Annotated in this window: 17 protein-coding genes; 7 read left to right on the forward strand and 10 right to left on the reverse strand. The window is 40.1% G+C overall.

Annotated elements, in window-relative coordinates:
- Window positions 1–168 precede the first annotated feature (168 nt).
- A complete protein-coding gene (locus tag BM176_RS23505; RefSeq protein WP_090106790.1) occupies window positions 169–2,217 on the reverse strand; it encodes a pectate lyase family protein in 2,049 nt (682 codons plus the stop codon).
- A gap of 704 nt (window positions 2,218–2,921) precedes the next feature.
- Between BM176_RS23505 and BM176_RS23510 the strand changes: the two genes are divergently transcribed.
- From BM176_RS23510 to BM176_RS23535, 7 genes are all read left to right on the forward strand, one after another.
- Window positions 2,922–3,365 carry a hypothetical protein gene (locus BM176_RS23510; RefSeq protein WP_090106791.1) on the forward strand — a complete coding sequence of 148 codons (444 nt, stop codon included), beginning with the start codon at window positions 2,922–2,924 and terminating at the stop codon, window positions 3,363–3,365.
- 1 nt (window position 3,366) lies between these two features.
- The gene (locus tag BM176_RS32580) at window positions 3,367–4,023 is read left to right on the forward strand and encodes a hypothetical protein (RefSeq protein ID WP_177230513.1); all 657 of its coding nucleotides are present in this window, start codon (window positions 3,367–3,369) and stop codon (window positions 4,021–4,023) included.
- Window positions 3,993–4,778 carry a sensor histidine kinase gene (locus BM176_RS23515; protein ID WP_177230514.1) on the forward strand — a complete coding sequence of 262 codons (786 nt, stop codon included), beginning with the start codon at window positions 3,993–3,995 and terminating at the stop codon, window positions 4,776–4,778. Before BM176_RS32580 ends, BM176_RS23515 begins: the two co-directional genes overlap by 31 nt.
- A 12-nt stretch (window positions 4,779–4,790) precedes the next feature.
- Entirely contained in the window at window positions 4,791–5,423 is a 633-nt protein-coding gene (locus BM176_RS23520) for a response regulator (protein WP_090106793.1), read from the forward strand.
- Window positions 5,424–5,709: 286 nt separating this feature from the next.
- Window positions 5,710–6,366 carry a DUF4331 family protein gene (locus BM176_RS23525; RefSeq protein ID WP_090106794.1) on the forward strand — a complete coding sequence of 219 codons (657 nt, stop codon included), beginning with the start codon at window positions 5,710–5,712 and terminating at the stop codon, window positions 6,364–6,366.
- Between the two features lie 23 nt (window positions 6,367–6,389).
- Entirely contained in the window at window positions 6,390–6,938 is a 549-nt protein-coding gene (locus tag BM176_RS23530) for a DUF4331 family protein (protein WP_090106795.1), read from the forward strand.
- 123 nt (window positions 6,939–7,061) lie between these two features.
- Window positions 7,062–7,676 (forward strand): HupE/UreJ family protein, encoded by a 615-nt coding sequence (locus BM176_RS23535; RefSeq protein ID WP_090106936.1) that lies wholly within the window; start codon window positions 7,062–7,064, stop codon window positions 7,674–7,676.
- Here BM176_RS23535 and BM176_RS23540 read toward each other — a convergent pair.
- The 9 genes from BM176_RS23540 to BM176_RS23580 form a co-directional block, all read right to left on the reverse strand.
- Window positions 7,668–8,957 (reverse strand): tetratricopeptide repeat protein, encoded by a 1,290-nt coding sequence (locus tag BM176_RS23540; RefSeq protein ID WP_090106796.1) that lies wholly within the window; start codon window positions 8,955–8,957, stop codon window positions 7,668–7,670. The genes BM176_RS23535 and BM176_RS23540 overlap by 9 nt on opposite strands.
- A 68-nt stretch (window positions 8,958–9,025) precedes the next feature.
- On the reverse strand, window positions 9,026–10,141 hold the full coding sequence (locus tag BM176_RS23545; RefSeq protein WP_177230515.1) for an efflux RND transporter periplasmic adaptor subunit: 1,116 nt from the start codon (window positions 10,139–10,141) through the stop codon (window positions 9,026–9,028).
- The gene (locus tag BM176_RS23550) at window positions 10,128–13,274 is read right to left on the reverse strand and encodes an efflux RND transporter permease subunit (RefSeq protein WP_090106798.1); all 3,147 of its coding nucleotides are present in this window, start codon (window positions 13,272–13,274) and stop codon (window positions 10,128–10,130) included. The genes BM176_RS23545 and BM176_RS23550 overlap by 14 nt, the downstream gene beginning before the upstream one ends.
- Before the next feature lie 12 nt (window positions 13,275–13,286).
- A complete protein-coding gene (locus tag BM176_RS23555; protein WP_090106799.1) occupies window positions 13,287–14,666 on the reverse strand; it encodes a TolC family protein in 1,380 nt (459 codons plus the stop codon).
- Window positions 14,667–14,893: 227 nt separating this feature from the next.
- Window positions 14,894–15,883, reverse strand: a complete 990-nt coding sequence (locus tag BM176_RS23560) for a glycosyltransferase family 2 protein (protein WP_090106800.1) — start codon at window positions 15,881–15,883, stop codon at window positions 14,894–14,896.
- A gap of 32 nt (window positions 15,884–15,915) precedes the next feature.
- Window positions 15,916–17,952 (reverse strand): glycosyltransferase family 2 protein, encoded by a 2,037-nt coding sequence (locus BM176_RS23565; protein WP_090106801.1) that lies wholly within the window; start codon window positions 17,950–17,952, stop codon window positions 15,916–15,918.
- A gap of 3 nt (window positions 17,953–17,955) precedes the next feature.
- Window positions 17,956–19,203, reverse strand: coding sequence for an ABC transporter ATP-binding protein (locus BM176_RS23570; RefSeq protein ID WP_090106802.1), 1,248 nt, complete (start codon window positions 19,201–19,203; stop codon window positions 17,956–17,958).
- Window positions 19,204–19,221: 18 nt separating this feature from the next.
- Complete coding sequence (locus BM176_RS23575) at window positions 19,222–20,064, reverse strand: ABC transporter permease (protein ID WP_177230516.1); 843 nt, start codon at window positions 20,062–20,064, stop codon at window positions 19,222–19,224.
- A gap of 52 nt (window positions 20,065–20,116) precedes the next feature.
- Window positions 20,117–20,980 carry a beta-1,6-N-acetylglucosaminyltransferase gene (locus BM176_RS23580; RefSeq protein WP_090106804.1) on the reverse strand — a complete coding sequence of 288 codons (864 nt, stop codon included), beginning with the start codon at window positions 20,978–20,980 and terminating at the stop codon, window positions 20,117–20,119.
- Window positions 20,981–21,323 lie beyond the last annotated feature (343 nt).

A 21,323-nucleotide genomic window follows, 5' to 3' on the forward strand; every position in this document is an offset into this window, starting at 1 on the left:
TAAACAGCCTTTAAATAGAAAGAGAGGATGCTTCAATTGAAGCACCCCCTTCTTTGTTCACGGGTCTATAGGACAAGCTCATTTATAAAGAATAAAATTACCTTGCTGCCATTGGAATACTTCATAACATTCAAAACTGCAACATAATTTTATTTGGAAGTTATATCATTACTCTATAACCAATTTGTGGGTAGCCTTTAATCCTTTGTTGCCAATTACAACCACATAATATAATCCCGGCTTACTATTCAGGTTGCAGGGTATCTGTTGTATGCCTCCTGTAACAGAGCTGATAGTACCAAGGTTAGCTACCACGCTGCCCTGTGCATCATAAAGCCTGATAACAGCCTGTTCATTTTTTCCCAATGTTACTGTTATCGTCGCTTTACCGTTGGTAGGGTTGGGATAGACGCTTGTTTTTGTTACACTATGTGTTAACTGTGACGAAGCGGCAGAAAACGCAGTTCTTGCCGTTGTACCATTGCAGTTAGCTGCTACAGGTGTGTTCCCTGTAATTTCAATCCAGTCAATATCTGCGGTTGCAGTAGATGTTGTTGATTGAAGGCGGATGGTATTGTCACCGGCATTTAATGATATCGTTGTTGTTACATTGGCAAATACCGTGCTGCTGCTCGTTTTAGGGAACGGCAACGCATTGTTGATTGTGGTACCATTTATGATCAGTGCCATGCTGTAAGTATTACTGCTGCTGCTGTTTACATAACGCCAGTTAATGGAGTATGTACCAGCTGCAGGCACATTTACCTTCCAGGTAACTCCTTTGCCGGAAGCGTTGGCCAGATTAATTACCTTGCCATTGCTGGCTCCACTGTTGGTGCTGATAGCACCGTCATAACTACAAAGCCCTTGTGTGGTGGTAGCATCGTCTTCTATTCTGATAGTAGTAGAATCGCCAGTAGGAATAGAGTCAGCAGGGGTAGTAGAGCTATCAGTATTTAGCGCCTGAAAGTTGGCCGTAACGGATTTGTTACCGCTCATGGTTATGGTAGCAGCAGCAGTAGTATCTGATACATCACCGCTCCATCCAGTGAAGGTATATCCCGTAGCGGCAGTAGCCGTTACAGTTACTACGGTTGCAGAGTCATAAGTTCCTGCACCGGTTATTGTGCCACCTGTAGTTGGTGCAGCTGTGGTGGTCAGGGTGTAAGTAACAGGAGTGGTAGCAGCACTATCGCAGGAAGGGCTTGTGAGTGTAGCACCAGCACTTGCCATAACCAGGCTTTTTACATTGGCAGCGGGCGTTATGGTCAATGTGTAAGGAGGGGTGAATGCTGTACCACTGTTTGTAGTGTCGCCAGAAGTATTGGTAAAAATATTATTTCTGGAGGTCACAGCGGTAAATGTATTATCCATTGTAGTGATGGAATTAGACACATTTTCAAACACGTTACTTTCCACCAATAGATCTGCTTCAAAACCTGCCGTCACACATTTTGATGCAACAGTGCTATTGAAAAGGTTGTTAACCATATGTACTTTTCCAAATCGCACCCTTGGCATGCGTTCTTTGCAACCCTGTGCCCACCAGCAATGCTGCATGGTTACACGCAGTTTTCCTCTGTCTCCGGTAGCGCCATCACTGGAGCCAAACAGATCAGAGAACCTGTGGTCATCCGAACCACCCGGGCCGCCTGGAGTAGGGGCTTTATTGTAGATAAATTTACACCAGGTTACAGTAACGTAGTCGGCTGCATTTTTAATATCCAGGTTGCCATCCATTCCATCCTGAAATTCACAATGGTCCACCCAGATATTGGTACTGTTGTCCAACGTCATGTTATCCCAGCCGTCGGTGTCATAAGCGCCCGGGCCTTCCAAAGTGACATTTCTGAAAATGATATTCGAACATCTTTTTACATACAGTATGCCTGAATTAGCTTTTGTCTGGTCATTTGATACTAATTTAGAGCCAGGCAAACCATAAATCGTCTTTCCTGATTGGTCTTGTAAACTGATGCGCCCCGCTGAGGGAATGGTGATGGTGCCAGAGATGTGGACAACCTTCACGGAGGAAGAAGTAATGGCTGTTTTAAGATCGTTGTAATTAGTAACCACTGTGGGAGTGGCTGTTCCGCCACCTGTTACTCCACCGTTTTGACTGGCCCAGCCAACTATGGTACATTGACTTTTTGCAAATAAATTGGTAAGGCATAGCAATGCGCTTAACCCCATGGATAAGATCCAGGATTTTGTCATAGGTTTTTCGTTTTACGAATAATGATTAAAAAATAAATAATACAAATCCGACCTGGTAGGGACAGGGCAGAATAGTAATTAGATGCCGGGATTTCGACAGCATTCATTGCTCATGGCACAAAAGTGTTAAATTTTTATTGATTTTTTAACCGTTCATAAAAAATTAATACAAGTTATTTACGCAAACGTTCCCGAAGGCTTTTATTGCGAAATAAAAGTAATTCGCTTGAAAATGAGAATACATTGACGGTCAGCTACTTGACAACGTTAAAGAGTATACGTTAATTGATATGACACGATAATGTAGCTCTGCAAAGAAACTTTTTGGCTATAATTTTAATAAGTTGAGGGATAGAGTTTGATTGAAAAAACATTAATATATTAAATAAAAGCAGATATGGAATTTGCAAGGTACTGTACTATGTGGTTTACGGAATTGATGCTTATACCTTTCAATAGGAACAGGTGTTTTATTAATCTCAGGGACAATTGCCTTTCTTGCTCAAGCTACCAGGTCCTCTGCAACGAATTTTGAATGCCTGTTACTATGGATGGCAATCGCAGGCCATATATGGTGATTTTATTGATGTTGTGGAAATGAAAATTCCCCTGCCTTATTTATGCCATAAATATGGGATTGTAGGGACGATCTTATTCTAATAACTTCGTACATTACATATATTCACAACTTTAACCCCAATTTTATGCAACAAATTTTTTCAACCGGCCAGCTAAATGAATGGCAATCGGATTTCGGTGATAATCACACATTACCTTTTGTTACCACCTCAGCCCTTATCGAATTAAAAGACCTGGAAGAGTTTATTACTAAATGTAAAGAGCAGCAAGCTGATTGTGTGCGGGTCTACTTTCTCAGGTTTAAATTAAATGATATACCTACGGCTAAGGTATTGGTTGATGAAAAATTAGCTGAAGGATGCAAATGGCAGGAAGCATCTCCTGAATTTACGCAGGCAACCATTGCGATGGTGCCGGCAAAGAATTTTAAACACGATGAAAAATATATTTTTTCTGCTGATGATATTGTTGTTGAAAACCATTTACTGACTTTAATGCCAGGAACAGACAATCAAGGTACTGGCCTCAATCCTCCAGGTCGCTCAGGTATCCCTGCGGTAAAAGCATAAAATGGATGTCGAACAATTTATATCAACATTTCCTTTATTCGTGGTTGGGTTGGCAGCCGTGGTTAGTCTTATAAGCTTTCGTGATCATTACCCTACTGTGTTAAAAAAAATGTCCTTATTATGGGTCATTAATTTTTTTATTGATTGTGCTGGGCATATTACAAAGCATTTGGGTGTTAAAAACCATTGGATATATAACATCCATTACTGGATTATGTATCTTGCTTTGGCATATTTATATCAGCGGCAAATACAAAATGAATATGTCCGCCGCAGCATTAGTTGGTTTTATGTTCTTTTCTCCATACTTGTAGTGTTTGAATCAATTTGTTTTGGAGTAACAGATCTGCAAACAATTATTATTGTTGCTGGCGGCGTTTTCATAATTTTTCTATCGGCGTCCTATTTCAGACAATTGTATCTGAGCGAAGAAACAGAAAGAATCACGCGCGATCCCTGGTTCTGGTTCAGTTTTGGTTTCCTTATTAATTTCGGTGGTACAGTACCTTTTCTTGGTATGCTTAATTATTTATGGGAAAGGTTCCCACAATTTACTCATTTTTACTATTTGTATTTTTCCAACTCCTTCACAATCTTTTTGAATATACTCATAATTGCAGGATTTTTATGCAGGAGAAATTATCAGAAGTCACACTGATCCTTATTGGAAGTACCGCGATCATCCTGTTGCTCACAGGGCTGGTAGTATTTTCGCTTTTCATTAATCAAAAAAGGAAATACCGGTTCCGCCAGGAAAAGTCTGAATTGAAGAATAAATTCGATGGAGAACTTCTGCGTTCGCACCTGGAAATTCAGTCGCAGGCTTTTGAAAGTATTTCACGCGAACTGCACGATAATGTGGGTACTCTTATTTCTATTGCTATGGTACATATAAGATCATTAACCGGAGGAATACCAAACCATGAACAACAGAAAATAACTGAAGCAGATAGTTTATTAAGCGAAGCCATGGATACGCTGCGGGATATTTCAAAAAGCATCCATCCTGAAAATATCAGCCGAATTGGCTGGCAACAATCCTTTATTACAGAATTAGATAGGGTTCGTAAAACGAAGTTATTCGACGTTCATTATTCAGATAAGGGCGAGCCGTTTAATATTGAATTGAAAAAGCAAGTAATTATATTCCGCATCTTACAGGAAACCCTCAATAACATTCTGAAGCATTCCAATGGGCACCATATTGATATCCACATCTGCTTTTCAAATCCTGAAGTAACTATTACTATTAAAGATGATGGTATAGGGTTTCAACCCCAATTTACTGCTCAGGGATCAGGTATAAAAAATATGCTTGACCGTGCAACGATGTTGCCCGCAGTACTTAATATAAAAAGTATAATGGGAGCAGGCACTGAGGTAACGCTTTCATATGAAGAATCATTTATTTAAAATATCAAACTCATGATAACTACGGCCATCGTTGAAGACCAAAGCCGGTACAGGGACCTGTTGAGATTGATCCTTACAGGATCGGACAGCATACAGCTCTTATTTGAGCGGGAACATTGCAGGAATATTCTTGATGATGTAGTAAAAGAGATGCCTGATGTGCTGATCATGGATATAGATCTCCCAGGCAAAAGTGGTATTGACGCAGTCATTGAATTAAAGGCAGTATTTCCTGAGATAAAGATATTAATGCTTACTGTTTTTGAAGATGATGAAAAAATATTTTCAGCTATTAAAGCAGGGGCCAATGGTTATTTATTGAAAAAAGATTCACCTCAAAAAATACTTGATGCTATCAGGGAAGTGAGTGAAGGTAAAGCATCCATGAATGGTCTTATTGCTAAAAAGGTGATGGAATATTTTCGTAAAAAGCCTGCAACAAATATGGAAGAATTTAACCTTACACGCCGGGAGCATGAAATACTGGAACTGTTGATAGAGGGTTTAAGTTATAAAGAGATTGCGGCTAAATGTTATATATCGCCGGAAACGATGAATTCGCATATCAAAAATATTTATCAAAAACTCAATGTTCATTCCCGTGCCCAGATCAGCGCGCGCTTTGGGAATAGTAAGCCCTTGTAGCCTGCTGCCATATGCATTGTATTTAACCAAGCCCAACGATTGTGTGGGGTAATGTGTTTGGCTAAGGTTCTTAAAGAAGCATAGACAACGGAAATATAGCGCATCCCCTAATGTTTGGCTTTCTTTTTGTGATGCTATTTGACGAACATTTAGATTTTTGACTCTCCAGAGCTCCTATAGATCCCCTTTTTATTAATAATACATCAACTATCTTTTCTTGCATATCACTTTTAACACTTAAATATTTCACCCCAAAACATCTTCAACGTATTTTAAACCCTCAAAAATGAAAAAAACAAAACTTATTGTTGCCATTGTTTCTGTGGCCTTAATTCTTAGTGGCGGAATTTTATGGGCATCAGATCATGCGGATGCACCTAATGTAAAAACAAAAAGTACTGACATTACAGACTTATATGTATTTCAGGGGGCAGATGTAAACAATCTCGTTTTTGTTGGGAATGTTCAGGGGTTGATGAGTCCAGTAACTACGCAGACAGCAGCATTTGATGAGAATACAATGATCGAATTTAAGATTGATAATAGCGGCGACCATGTAGAAGATCTCGTTATTCAATGCGTATACAAAGGTGGCAAAATGTATATCTACGGTCCTGTAAAGCCAGGTACTACAGGCTTGTCAAGTACAGTAATGGGCACTGCTATTGTAGCGGTAGCTGTTACTCCTTATACTGCTACAACACCAATTATAGCATCGGCCTACGGGATTACCGCATTTGCAGGTCCCAGAGATGATCCTTTCTTTTTTGATCTGGACCAATTCCACAAAATTACCGGTGGTACAGCTACAGGCTTTGTAGATCCTGGCACTGACACATTTAAGGGTACCAATGTAATGAGTGTTGTGGTAGAAGTACCAAAGTCATTATTAAACAGTACTGGTAAGATCGATGTTTGGTTACAAACAAAACAAAAAGTTTAATTCATCAAAAAGAAATTACTGTCATGAAAAGGAATGTATATATCAGCATAGGGGTTTGCACGCTAATTTTTGTACTCGGTGCATGCGAAACAAATAGTTATGATACAAATCCAACAGATCCTAATACCGGTGCTGTGTTTGCGGTTTCCGGCGATCAGGTAGGACGTCCCGGAATAGCTACCGTTTTTGTAGGAACCGCTGACAAGGATAACTTTAATGTAACGATACCTTCTGTGATGAATGCTGCCTACCAGACCAAATTTGAAGCGCAGTTACAGGCCTATAACAGTGGTGGTTTTACAACTAATGCATTAACCCTGGATGCAGCTGCATTTACCGGCGTTTTAGCAACAGATGTATTAGGTGTTAAAACAACCGGAAAAACCACTTATTACGACGGAACAAATGTACTTACCGGAAGAACTTTGGATGACGATGTGATAGATGTTAGCTTGATTTTGATCTTTGGCGGGCCCACAGGAGCTTCGAACCCTACATTGATTTCGGATAATGTAGATAGTAATGATAAAGCATTTTCAGCTTCATTCCCCTATGAGGCTGCTCCCTGGTAATAATTCTAACAAAGCCGGGAATTATTTCCGGCTTTTGTTTTTATGTGTTTTATGAAATATTATTCTGGCAAATTCTCACTACATTATAGCAAGGGCTTCTGTATTCTGTTATTAATATCAGGAATGAGCTTACCGCTTTACGCCCATGTGGTGGTAAGAGAATTGGAAAAGATGTCAAAAACGGATGCAGGACTTGTTTATCTTCGCATGGGCTATCAACATATCCTTCCTCTGGGGTTTGATCATATTTTGTTTGTGCTCTGTTTGTTTCTATTAAGTCCGGGATTAAAGCCTGTTTTATGGCAGGCTACTGCTTTTACAATAGCCCATTCGGTTACCCTTGGCCTCACAATATATCATGTAATCACTCCTCCTGAAAGGATTGTAGAACCTGTTATCGCATTATCCATAATGTATGTGGCATTGGAGAATATTTTCTGCGGAAAATTGAAAACATCACGTATCGGAGTGGTTTTCTTATTCGGATTAGTACATGGGATGGGGTTTGCCGGTGCTTTAGGACAGGTAGGTTTACCCAGAGATGCGTATCTTATTTCCCTGATTATGTTTAATGCAGGGATTGAATTAGGACAATTAACTATTATTCTGATGGCATACTTTTTATTGGCCAGATGGTTTGCCAATAAACCTTATTATTCTAAACGTATTGTCATCCCATTATCCATAACTATCACAATAATTGCTGGTTACTGGACCGTACAACGATTATTATTGTAAGTTATTCTCCAGATCTTTTGCCATATCCGGACTCAGGTCATATTTATTTTTATTTGCTGCTTTGAAAAACTCCTGCGCATTATATCCTTTACCAAGGGCATTCATCATTTTGCCCATATAATAAAGTTCAAGTCCTTCCAGTGGTTCTCCTGAAATATACTGTTGAAATACCTTGTAAGCGTCGTCCTTTTTATTATTCGCAAAGAGGCTATAAGCATACCATGCATATGTTTGAGGGGTAGCCCGGTTATTTAATTCCTCTTTTCCGATGCTTTCAGCTTTAGCAGGTTCATCTAAAATACCTGCATAAATTTCAATTAAATATTTGGTATACATTTCCCCATATTGTGTATCCGTTGCTTTTGCAACAAATTCACTGGCATATTTTTTTTCGAGTATTTTATCTCCTCTGCCTTGCGCCATCTGGTATAATTTAAACAGAGGATCAGGTAGTTTGTTTTTTGTTTGAACGAACTTAAATATTTTTTCTGCCAGCGTATCATTTTTATCATGTACCAGCGCAATCCAGCCTAACCCTGTTATGCTGTGAAAATCCGCACAATTTAAGCGGATACAATTTTTATATAAATCAGCTGCCTTTCTCAAATCCCCGGCGTGAATATACAGATCTCCTGCATTCGATAAAGCAATACCCTGCAGGTAGGCAGATTCCTTAACCAGACCGGCAGCGTGAAGCATAGCATTAATAGCGCTGTCAATAGTACCATTTAAATGAGTATATTTTGAGAGCCTGAAATAGTAACTGTAATCATTTCCCTTTTCTAATTGTTTTAAACTGTAACCAGCATTATTGTACCTTCCTAATTCAAAATTTACATCAAAAGAAAGTGTATTGGAAGTAAAGCCATTAATTCCTATCTTTTTTGCTTTTTGAAATAGAGTATCTGCCTGTGTAAATTGGTGTTGTAATAGGGCAGAAGAGGTTAATGCTATAAATGGGAGAGATAATGTCGAATTATATGTTCTGTTAATATTTTTCAGCAATAATTCCGCTTCCTTTACATCATTAATATCTCCCTGTTCATGATACCTGGTAATAAGAGCCGATGCATATTTTGATTCATTTACCTGCCCTGGACGCCCGGGATCAATTCTATTTTTCCAGAATAGCAATTCTTTTTCATTATCCTTTACCAGCGGAGGGAACGTATAATTATTTATCAAACTATCGATATATCCGGTATCAACAATTTTCTGATTAAGATTATTACAGGAAGAAAACAATGATGCGAGGAGAAGTGCACCAATCGGATATTTCATCTTTTTGGTAATAAGTACGTAAATGGATACGAATCAGATTGAATATTCTCCTACTTTGGATTCAGTGATTATTTCACTACCCAGAAGCCAGTGCTGCCTGGCTTTCTTTCATCGGTAGCTTTTCTCAATAATGTATCTCCGGCCAGGATATTACCAAATACTTCTACTCCTGCATCCACTGTCATTCCCTGACGAACATCCACCCATTCGGCTTTCCCGTCCTTTAGCTTAATGACAAACTTACGTTCCTGAGTTGTGGCAATGGCCGTAAATGGCACGATGAAAGAAGTAGCACTACGCTGCATCCCAATCCTGACATAAGCAAATGATCCGGCTTTGAGTTGATGATCTTTGTTACTTACTTCAAACTCCCATAGCTCTGTGCGTGTTGCAGGATCAATGGTGGATGATTTACGGGTAAGCACTGCCTTAAAGCGTTGAGTAGGATAAGCATCTATCCTGAAATCTATATTTTCTGATGAATTGGCAACTGCAGTATAAATTTCCGGTACGGCTGCACGTAATCTTAAAGTGTTGTTGTTCTGGACAGTGAGCAGCATGGCATTTGTTCCTACCAGCGATCCCGGATCCGCATTACGGGCAGTGATAACTCCATCAAATGGGGCGGTGATATACAGGTACCCTGATACTTCTTTATAGGCTTGCGACTGTTTAGCGGCGGCAATGTATGTGGAGCTGTCGGCAAGCATCAGGTTATGGCTACGTTCAAGATCAACAGGAGCTACAATGCCAGGTGTTTTGGCCTGAGAAGCCCGCAGCATCCTTTCATAATTGTCTTTACTGGAAGCCCATCTGGCTTTGGCAGATTGTAATGTTGCTTCTGACTCTGCAAACCGGCTGTTTACTTCCGGTGCTTCAATGATTGCAAGTGTCTGACCTTTTCTGACACGGTCTCCCAGGTCTACTTTCATAGCACGTACAAATCCCTGTATCTTGGCAAATAACACCGCATTTTCATATGGTATCAGTTCCGCAGGTAATTCTACCGTTTTTTTGATAGTATCCTGTTTAAGGATAAAAACAGGTACGGTATCCTTCACCTCAACAGTGGTCTCTTTTTCCTGCTTGCTTTCTGTATTAGCACAAGCTGCGAGTAATATGGATAAACTTATAAAAGCGAGTGATCGCATATATTTAAACTTTACATTGTTAATGTTGGTCATAGTTTGCGCTGTTAGCATCGTCAGGATCAAATGAAACATATTTATAAGCTCTTCTTCCTATTATAAATTGATAGACATGTGGAAGGAAGAATAATACACCGATAGCTGAAAAAATAAGCCCTCCAATAACGGCAATACCCAAAGGGGCGGTCTGATCACCACCATCCGATAATCCTGAAGCCATAGGAATCATTCCGGCAATCATAGCAGCACTTGTCATAAGAATGGGTCGCAGACGGGTTTCTGCTGCCTTTATATGACCCACTGATAGTTGCGCTTTCCTGTTTTGCTCTGCGCTGGTAATAAAGAGTACGGCATTGGCAATTGCTACACCAACAGCCATAATGATGCCCATATAGGATTGTATATTCAATGAATTACTGGTGATAAAAAGGAAAAGTAAAGCGCCGGCGATTACTGCAGGAATAATAGATAAAGTTGCCAAAGCTATACTGAATGATTGAAAATACACCGCCATTACAAGGAAAATAACAATGATAGCTACCAGCAATCCAAACTGCAAACTTGTTTGTGTTTGCTCCAGCAATACCGGTTGTCCTCGTAAAAGGATTTTTGCACCATTAGGTAATTTCCCCATGCTGGCAATAGCTTTATTTACACTTTTGAATACGGTTCCAAGATCCTGTTTATGTGTATTGGCTGTAATGGTGACATACCGCTGCTGGTTCAGCCGGTCATATTCACCGGCTACAACGGTACGTTTCCAGGTAGCGACTTCACTTAGATAATGTGTATTGCCAACGCCACCGGATACAGGAATAGCCTCTAATGTAGCAGTGCTGTTCATACGGTATTCCGGATATTGTACCTGCACCTGGTAAGCAGTTCCGGTAGATTTATCCAGCCAGTAATTAGGCGTGGTAAAACGACTGGAAGACGTAGCAATTGAAATAGAACGGGCTGCCTGTTCTCCACTGATTCCCAATTGTCCTGCTTTCACCCGGTCTACTTCCAGGTTAAGAGCCGGATAATCGAGTGGTGTTGCTATTTGCAAATCACGTAAAGCCGGCATAACAGATAATTTTTTGACCAGTTCCTGGGCTGTTTTTCTGCCTTCTGACAGATTACGGTTTACGACCGCTATTTCCACAGGATTATTACTGCCAAGGTTTAACACTTGTTCTACAATATCACCAGGCTCAAATGAGATTTTAGCTTTCGGAATTTCTTTTGCTACTGTATTGCGTAACTTTTCTCTAAAAACAGCAATCGGGATAACGCCCTTTTTTAACTTTATTTTGATTACTGCTTCATTGGGGCCGCTGGTCCATAAATGAATGTAGTTTACCGGGAAACTGGATGGCTGCGTGCCTATAAAAGCGGAAGTAATTTCCGTATTTCCAACACCTGCAATGCTGTCTGCTAATAGTAAGAGTTTCCTGGTGGCATCTTCTGTACGTTCAAACCGTGTACCTACGGGTAAACGTAGCCGTACCTGTGCCTGCCCGCTATCTGTTTGCGGGAAAAGCTCAGTACCGGTAAAAGAATACAGAAGAGCAACAAGTCCAAGCGAAACAACCAGGAACAAAATTGCCACTACACTGAAACCTGCTTGCAAACGTTGTCCGGCTGATATATACCACTGTTTTAGTCTGTAATAAAATCCTTTCTCCGGCTCTATATCCTTTTTCTCCACGTGTTCCTTTAACAGCCAATTGGAAACAACAGGTACAAAGGTTTGTGAAAGCAGAAATGATGCGATCATGGCAAAACCTACCGCCAGTGATAACGGTAGAAACATTGCCTTTGGCACTCCATTCATAAACATGGCAGGTATAAACACTGCCAGAATACTAAGCAGGATTAATAGTTTTGGCCCTGCAATTTCCTTACTGGCATCTACTATCGCACGGGCTTTACTTTTACCCGTCTCCATATGACGATGGATATTTTCAATTGTTACGGTGGCCTCGTCAACAAGAATACCTACCGATAATGCGAGACCGCCCAACGTCATAATATTGATCGTCTGGCCAACCAGATAAAGTAATGTTGATGATGTAAGCAATGCAAGCGGAATAGTCATAATAACAATCAGGGCACTCCGGCGATCTCCAAGGAACAGTAATACCATCAGCCCTGTAAGTATGGCGCCTAACCCTCCTTCAAATAAAAGGCTCTTCAAAGAATTGATCACGTACCCTGACTGATCAAATGCATATGATACATGAATATCTGAAGGTACGGCTGACTGCATATCCGGTAGTGCTGCTTTTACCCGTTGTACTACGTCCCAGGTAGAAGCATCTGCTCTCTTGGTAACAGGAATATATACTGACCGTTTACCATTGATCAGGGCATAACTGGTAGTGACATCAGCTCCCAGGCTTACGTTGGCTATATCTTTTACATAGATGGACGGGCCGGCACCCAATTGCAGTGGGGTATTCTGTAAGTCCTGCAGGCTTTCAATCACACTGTTTTGAGGTGTGATATAAGTAGTGTCTCCAATTCTGACATTACCGGCAGGAGAAATTGTATTAAACTTCGCTATCGTTTGTACTACCTGGTCTGGTGAAAGGTTATGTCCGCGCAATTTATCCGGATCGATAGTGATCAGCACTGTTTTTTGATTGCCTCCAAATGGAGGTGGTGCAGAAACACCCGGAAGTGTAGAAAACATAGGGCGCACCCGAAATAGTGCGAGGTCTGATATTTCACTTAAGGATCTACTTTCTGAACTAAATACGAGTTGACCTACAGGTACACTACCCGCGTCAAACCGGGTAATAAATGGCGGCACTGTGCCTGGAGGCATAAAGGCCCTGGCGCGGTTTACATATCCCACAACTTCGGCCATTGCCTGGCTCATGTCCGTACCTTCATTAAATTCTATTTTGATGATAGCCGCTCCTTGTATACTCCTGGACTCTACGTATTTAACACCTGTAATATAGAGGAAGTGATATTCGTAATAGGAAGTTACAAATCCTTCCACTTGTTCCGGAGACAATCCGCCGTAAGGTTGAGCGACGTATACTACTGGCAGTCCCAGACGCGGAAATATGTCCACTTTGGCATTTCGGATGGACAAGTATGAAAAAAAGAGGATAGCGATAACAGCTACCAATATTGTAACAGGGTGCCGTAACGCTGATATGATCAATTTCATAAAACAGTGTCGTTATTTCAGTTTTTCAGTAAATATGTGCAGATTCCCATTCGCCACTGCCAGTTCCAGTAATGAGCGCCATACCTGTATAAAAGCACCGGCTTCTCCGGTCTCTGCCTTTAATAATTCATATTGCCCCTGAATAAGTCTGGTAAAATCAATCAATCCGCTTTCGTAGCTAAGTTTAAGTCCGTCAAAGGCATAATGGGCCGCCTGCAATTGGATCAGTGATTGTTTTGTTATTTGCAGGCTTTGATTGTAATTAAATTGCGCCGTTTCCTTTTGTGTTTGCAAATTCAGCTTTACCTGATCAAGCTGCGCTTCATCTGCTTTTAACAGGGAGCGGTATTGCTTCTTTTGCAGATTGACCTGTGAGAATTGCAATACCGGAAAACTTAATTGAATACCTGCACCATAGTTTTTGCGTGTCAGCGACCATCCATCCTGTGAATGCACACTACCATCTGCAGCCACTCCTGATCCGCGGGCATACGCATTAGCCCATAGATCAAGTTTGGGGCGCCAGCTGCGTTGCACTTCCTTTAATGCAGCTTCACTAACATCTCTTTTGGCCTGGTAATATTGAAAAATAGGGTGTGTAATAACAGTATCCGTGGCAGTTACTCCAGCAGGTTGCAGACCAATTAAAGTACTATCTGAAAGTACAATATTATCAGGAGTGCAGGTTAAAGCAGTAAGTCTTAACAGCTCTTCAATCTGAGCATGGTATTGTCGTTGTGCCGTGAGCAGATCTGTTTGGGTTTGAGCAAGCACAGACTGAAACTGTGTGGTATCAATACCTGGGCGCAGACCCTGCTGCGCAAGTACCAGGGATTGTTCTAAACCAGCCCTGGTGCGGTCAATATTGGCCTGATAACTTTGAAGCAGTTTTTGTAAATAGACAGCATCAAGATAAGTCGATATAACAAGATACTGTTGACGGAAAAGGACATCATTATAAGAACTACCCGCCAGTTTAAACTGCATGGCAGCTTTTTCTATAGCGGCCTGCCGCTGCCCGAAGGTGAGCGGATTCCATTTGACAATAGCTGTTAAAGCAGTACCCGCAACAGGATCATATACATTACCGGAAGATGGCGGTCCGCTGATGGGCAAAATGAGTCCTGGATAACTCATTCCAGTAATATTGTTGTAGGTAGCATAGCCGGCCTGATAACCCGCGGTAAGTTCCGGCATTATTGAATTTCTGGCAATCTTTACATTATAGCTGGCTGCCTGGGACTGTTGATCATAGGCTTTCATCTGTGGCTGCGATGACTCTGCTAATGTCAGTGCCTCTTTAATACTCAGTAGTTTTTGCTGTGCAAAAACTGAAAGCGATAGGATTATAAAACAGCCCGTGGTTACAATTCCTTTATGATAACCATTCATTCATCAATTATTTTAATTTATCAAGTATCTATGAAGGCACCTGAAATAGCCCCGATAGCTGCTCTTAAATTGCAAATTTAGACAATGAAAGGTCCAAAAATAGAAAGAAAACGAAGGTTTAGCCTGATTTTTACTTTTTTAGCAAACTTTTTTGATAGGCAGAGGAACTTTTGCCGGTATATTTTCTTAAAAGCCTGGTGAGATTGCTAAGCGTATTGCCATTCAGGTTAACTCATTTTATATCTGAGAGTCAACTTTAACCATGTTTTTAACAGGAAAAAAAGAGAGGTTTTATTTTTGTGTAAAATGAATGCCATTTTTGCTTGTACAAGTGCCTGAGGAGGGGATTTATAGCCACCATAAACCAAATCTGAAGTCTTGGCAAAATAATGAGACCAGTTCCTTTTGGCAACATTCATAAGTTCTTTTCTCTGACTTGGAGGAAGATATTGCTGTATGGTTTTAATAACAAAGGTTATATCTTTTATATGCTGACCGGAGAGAAAATACTTACTTGAAATGTTATTATTGTGTATCCTGTATTGGGCAAGCCTTTCCGGAGAATGAGCCACTGGATAATGTGCAGCTATCCTCACCCACATTTCCCAATCCTCTCCATAATGTACACCAAAAAAGCCGCCTAATTTTTCATACACGCTTCTTTTTACAACAATTGATGGCGGTTGAAGCTTTTGGCCCTGGGCGATTATAGTTAACCAATCGTTTATTATACCTGGCGTTGTTAAAACAGTCTCATTAGGATAACGCGCCCCACTTTCTTCATTAAAATGCCAAAATCCGGTGTATGCAGCACCGGCTTCCGGATAGGCCACGAATAGACTTTCTATTTCATTATAAAACCCCTTACTCACCACATCATCTCCATGTAATATATGGATCCACTTACCCCTTGAACGGTTCAGGCAAGTTTCAAAATTGCGCAAACTACCCTGGTTTACAGGTTGTTTAAAAAAACCGATCCGTCCTTTACCTATTTCCGCTACCAGTTGCTCAATGTCGGCATCTGTACTGGCATCGTCAATCACTTCTATCTGCATCTTATCAGGGGCCAGGGCCTGCTGTAATACGCTTTCCAATGTTTGCCTCAGATAAGCACTGCAATTATATGTTGGAATCATAACAGACCATAACGGTCGGTTAACCAGGTAATCTACCGGCTCTATTAACGGAGGTGATGAGGGTATACGCTTATTCATTTCAGGGCTTTTAAATTTTTAATAAATTCTGATTATGTTGTTATTCCATAAAATTTCTCCCAATTTTCCATACCAATTTTATGGGCAGACTTTTCTTCTTCATTAATTAATAAATTCTCTTGTGTTTTCAATACGGTCAGTGCACTATGTTTCATCGTTTTTTTGTTGAGCGACATATTTCCGGAATGTATGCGATAAACTGCTATTAAATCCGAATGACTGAATACGGGGAATATTCGTGCAATACGTAAATTAAGATCGTAATCTTCGCAGGATTGTAAAGAGGTATCAAAATGAAAATGGAAAAACAGTTCTCTTCTGTACATTATAGTTCCTTCCATCCCAATATAATTACCCTGCAATAATGACCAGTAATTATCTCCCGATTTTACTTCACTACTAATTGTTGGCAAGCTAAGTCCCAGGTAATCCATACGCTTATGACCGCCTGATACAAAAGCAACATTGCCATAAAAGTTAAAATAATAAAGATTGATCTCAAACGCAGACTCATATAAAAAGTCATCTGCATCGAGGAAAACAATAAAATCTCCTGTTGAAAACTGTACTCCGATATTTCTTGCTGCTGACAAGCCCACTCTTTCTACTCTTACATATTTTACCCATTCTCCATAGCCATAACAAATAGAAGCTGTTTCATCATCTGAACCGTCATCAATTACAATAATTTCCAGGTTTTGATGTGTTTGTCCCAAAACGCTGTCAATTGCCTGCTTTAAAAAGTGGCTATGGTTATAACATGGAATGATAACGGAGACCTTTGTATCTTCATTAACCACAGCTTTTTCCATCAATTTTTCAGGAAGTGAATAAATATCATGTCTTTTCCGATCTTTATTGGCCTTATAATATTTCATTCCGGCAAAGCAACCCTTTATTTCGCTCAGCAAAGCTGAATTATCTCTGTTGCTGCTGAAATAACCTTTTATCCTGTAGTAATAGTATTTTGGAAAACCTTTATAGATTCTATCAAGGTTCCCCTTATGTTGATAATTTTCATGTTGAACCAGCAATGCACTTACATGCCCACGCATATAATGGTAAAGTTGGCTACGGAGCTCCTTCATTGTACGCCTATGCTGATGATACACATATAAGTGTGGATAGTAGTTACAATTCCATCCCTCAGCCAATATCCTGTACCACATTTCCGAATCTCCACTACAACCCGATGCACCAACATCCAATCGTTCATCAAATAAACCTACCAGTTCAAATGCTTCTTTTCTAAATGCCATATTTGCACCTGCACCAATATCCCAGGCAGGCACACCAGTTTCCACATGGTCAAGGAAATACCGGTGATCAAACACTCTAGGTAAATATCCCTTATTGAAACTCCAGTCATGTTCAAAAACGTATTGCGAATATGTTTCCAGTTCGGCTGGTAAAACAATCCCGGTCACTGCCATTGTTAATGGATTATCAAAGCAAGATTTCACATTCTGGATCCAGTTAGATGGTATGATCACATCATCGTCTGTATAAGCAATAATATTGTGAGTGGCATACCTGGCACCAGTATTACGTGCAATATCAAGTCCTTTTCTTTTTTCCAGCACGTATTTCACACCAGGGAATTTCGCTACAACCAACTCTGTGAGATTGTTATCCGGAGCATTATCTACTACTACAATTTCAAAATCATTATCCAGGCATTTCGTAAGGGATGTTAAGCAATTCTGCATTGCTGTGGGCCTGTTCCTGGTACAAATGACAACGGAAATAGTTTGCTGCGGAGGAGTGGTTCTCTCAAAATTCAGTAACGAAGATATGCTGCTGTATTTACCTTCGTCCAGCATAAGTTCCCATTCCGGCGTGCCGGAAGATGCGGGAAGGTAATGTGTTAAAACGGGCCTTAGTGCCTGATTAATCCGTGTTCTGATGTTCTGCTTGTTAGCATGAGTATCAGACGCTTTATACCACAGATGTCCAACCGGCAACTCACCAGCCCAAAAAACCAGATAAGTATTACCTTTGGGAGTTACAAGTTCATCCAGCTGATTTAGCTGTAAATGCTCGATTGTATAAGGTGAAAACTTGCGCATGAGTTATTTCGTTGTAAGAGTAACCGGAAAAGCAGGCCTTACGAAGCCCTGCCATTTACCAAACCATGCTGTGTTTTTGCGATAGTCTTCCACATCGAAAGATAAACATCCTTCAAAGTAGTATAAACGATTGGTGGTATCTTTCACAAAAACAATTGATATATAATAAGAATCATCATTGAGGAAATTTCCTGGAATACTGCATTTCCCTTCTATTAAACCACTGGGATATATGGCACCTTCCGAGCAAACATCAAAAATAAAGTCTCCCCTGAAATTATATAAATGTACCCCTACAATAAGGTTACCGGATGTTGCCTCCAGATACCAGAATTCAAAATGAATGGTAACCGGAGTACGGATATCTATAACCTGCTGACCATTGACATATTCCGGGATTAATTCTACTCTTTTGATACGTATACTATCATTTCCGGGAGCAGAGGACATGTCATCATATTCCTGGAAACAGCTGATATTTTTTTCCTTTTTTAAATAACTTCCAATAACCGCTTCAGGTTCTCCTTCATCAACAATCTGACCTTGGTGAATTACTATAACACGTTGGCAAAGGTTTTGCAAAGCCTGCAGGTTATGGCTCACAAAAAGAACTGTTTTTCCTTTCTGTGATGAAACCTCTTTCATTTTTCCAATACATTTACGTTGGAATTCAGCATCACCCACAGCAAGCACTTCATCTACGATCAATATATCCGGCTCCATGTGAGCCGCTACTGCAAATGCCAACCTCATATACATTCCCGTTGAATATCTTTTAACAGGAGTATCGATAAATTTTTCAACACCGGAAAAGTCTAAGATTTCGTCGAACCTGCTGGCTATTTCCTTTTTCTTCATCCCCAGGATATGACCATTGAGATATATATTTTCTCTCCCTGTGAGTTCTGCATGAAACCCTGTACCAACTTCCAGCAAACTGGCAACCCGGCCATTGCCCATAACTGTACCATATGAGGGCGCTGTTATACGTGAAAGAATCCTTAATAAAGTTGATTTCCCCGCTCCGTTATTGCCAATAAACCCCAATACTTCTCCTTCGGAAACCTCAAAACTAACATCCTTTAATGCCCAGATATGGCTACGCGTTTCTGTTCCATTATGGTTATTACCATTCTTTAAGACAGAGCGAACCCACCAGTCCTTAAAATCTTCTCTCAGCCTTCCCGAGCCTAATTTGCCAAGATTATAGTATTTGGAAACATTTTCAGCCTTGATCATTATCCTGGTCATTGCAGTGTTGTTTAATAATTAAACAATATCCATTACGTTCAGTTCTCTCTTTTTAAACAAAGTTAAACCAGTGGTAAGGAGAGCGGTAATGGAAAACAGCGTTAGTAAAAGGTACTTATAATGAAGAGGCCCGGTAGTGAAAAAAGCTGTCCGGAAACTTTCGATAATCGGAGTTAGCGGATTGAGCCAGAATATAAACCGGTATTTATCCGGTACGATGGAGGTGGGATATACTACCGGGCTTGCAAACATAAACAGTCTCAGTAAAAATTGCAGTGCATAATCCAGATCCCGGTACCTGGCGGTCATAACACTAATAATAAGTCCTGCTCCTAAACTAAAGGCTGCTGTAAGCAATAAAAAAAACGGTAAAAGTAAAATGTACAGGTTGGGATGAACAGCGTTAGTAAATATCAGATAAAAAAGATAAAGGCTGGTGAATAATAGCAACTGGACCAGCATTCGTACTGTATGGGAGAAAATAGCGCTAAGAGGAATAATCAAACGTGGGAAATATACCTTGCTAAACAATGCGGAGTTTTGCAAAAAGGTATACATAGTCCCATTCAGGCAGTCTGAAAAGTAGGCCCAGACGATAACGCCGGGCAGGTAAAATAGTACAGGCGGGATGCCATCAGTAGAAATTCCGGCAACCTTACCGAATATCACCCAGTAAACAATTGTAGTTAACACAGGTTGTAGAAAAATCCAAAAGGGTCCTAAAACAGTCTGCTGGTAATTAGCGATCAGATCTCTTCTAACGAATCTGTTGAGCAGATCTTTATATTGCCACAGCTCTTTCAGATTCCAATGAAACCACCTGGTTTTGGCTTCAATTTTCCAGTTCCATTCTGTTTGCAAATTGATAATTTAAGTAAGCTGATGGGGCATTTTAAGATGAGTGTGGTATCAGCTAATTTGCCCTGAATAAAAGTTTTTCATCTATCATGTCCAGGATGTCAGCATCTATTCTCCGGTCAAATTTACGTGCGAACATTATTTTTGATTGCTGAAGTAAATCAAAATCTTCCTTTGTTAATGTTTTGGGATGGGCACCACCCTGGGACCGGTCCATATAATGATGATTTTCATTAAGGATGGATCCTCTGAAATGGGAATTCATTAGTAATGTATGAATCAGAAATTCGTCAGGTGCCCAGGTATGTTTAAAGAACAGCTTGATACTTTCATTCCGGTGTAAAATGAAATAAATATACATAGTTGCATCGAAACTCAAAATCCAGTATGATGCGTATGGTCCTCCATACAACTGTAAGGGAAGTGGAAATCTGCGTTTGGGCAATAATTTTGAAAGTGCTATTCCCAACCGGTATCTCCCCCGGAAATCATAATCGGACAGATGATAGTCTGTGATACGGACCATAGCTTCATCCCACCAGGGGCTAGGAGGGGTTTCTGTGATCATGAAGGATTTCCCTATGCTATCTGATAATATATTATTGATTTCAGATACAGGTTTTATTGGATAATCCTGTCCGCTTAAAAGATTTACAAAATCATATGATATATCTCCATTGAATATTTGTTCAAGTGACGCTAATAGCGCTTCTAATTGACTAAACCCTCCCCAGTGAACGACCTTTCTGTTTATTATAAACCGAGTATTGGGTAAATCTGCTAAGTAGGCAAAGGGGCGGATATCAACTTTTTTGTCCAGATGAAGGTAAAAATCAAAGTTTGGATGCTGCAATGCATTGATCAAACGTTCTATAGAGCCAGGGTCTTTATGAAAAATAATAATATTTGCAATTCTCATATATGAGGCTGGTTTTATTTTGGTTGTTGCAGTTATAATAAATTTACCTAAATAAAGCTTACAAATAGTACCTAAATATAATAAAAGGTTAAATTATATATTATCTCTTGAGCCTGGAGTTTTAAATTATCCACTCTGATTCATGAAAAAGGGATAAATCCAATTTACGGAATTTGCACCTCTTTAGTTTGCGAATAAAGCAGTTTTTTGCTATAAAGCAAACAATCTAATCTGGCTGTATGTTTTAAACTATTTTAAGGAAATGGGGATATCTCAATTATCCATAGATGAAATATACAGGTTGCGAATTAAATACCCCACTTTCAACCGGCTTCTCAAAAAC

This window comes from Chitinophaga sp. CF118 (genome assembly GCF_900112615.1).
In the GTDB taxonomy this organism is placed as follows: Bacteria; Bacteroidota; Bacteroidia; order Chitinophagales; family Chitinophagaceae; genus Chitinophaga.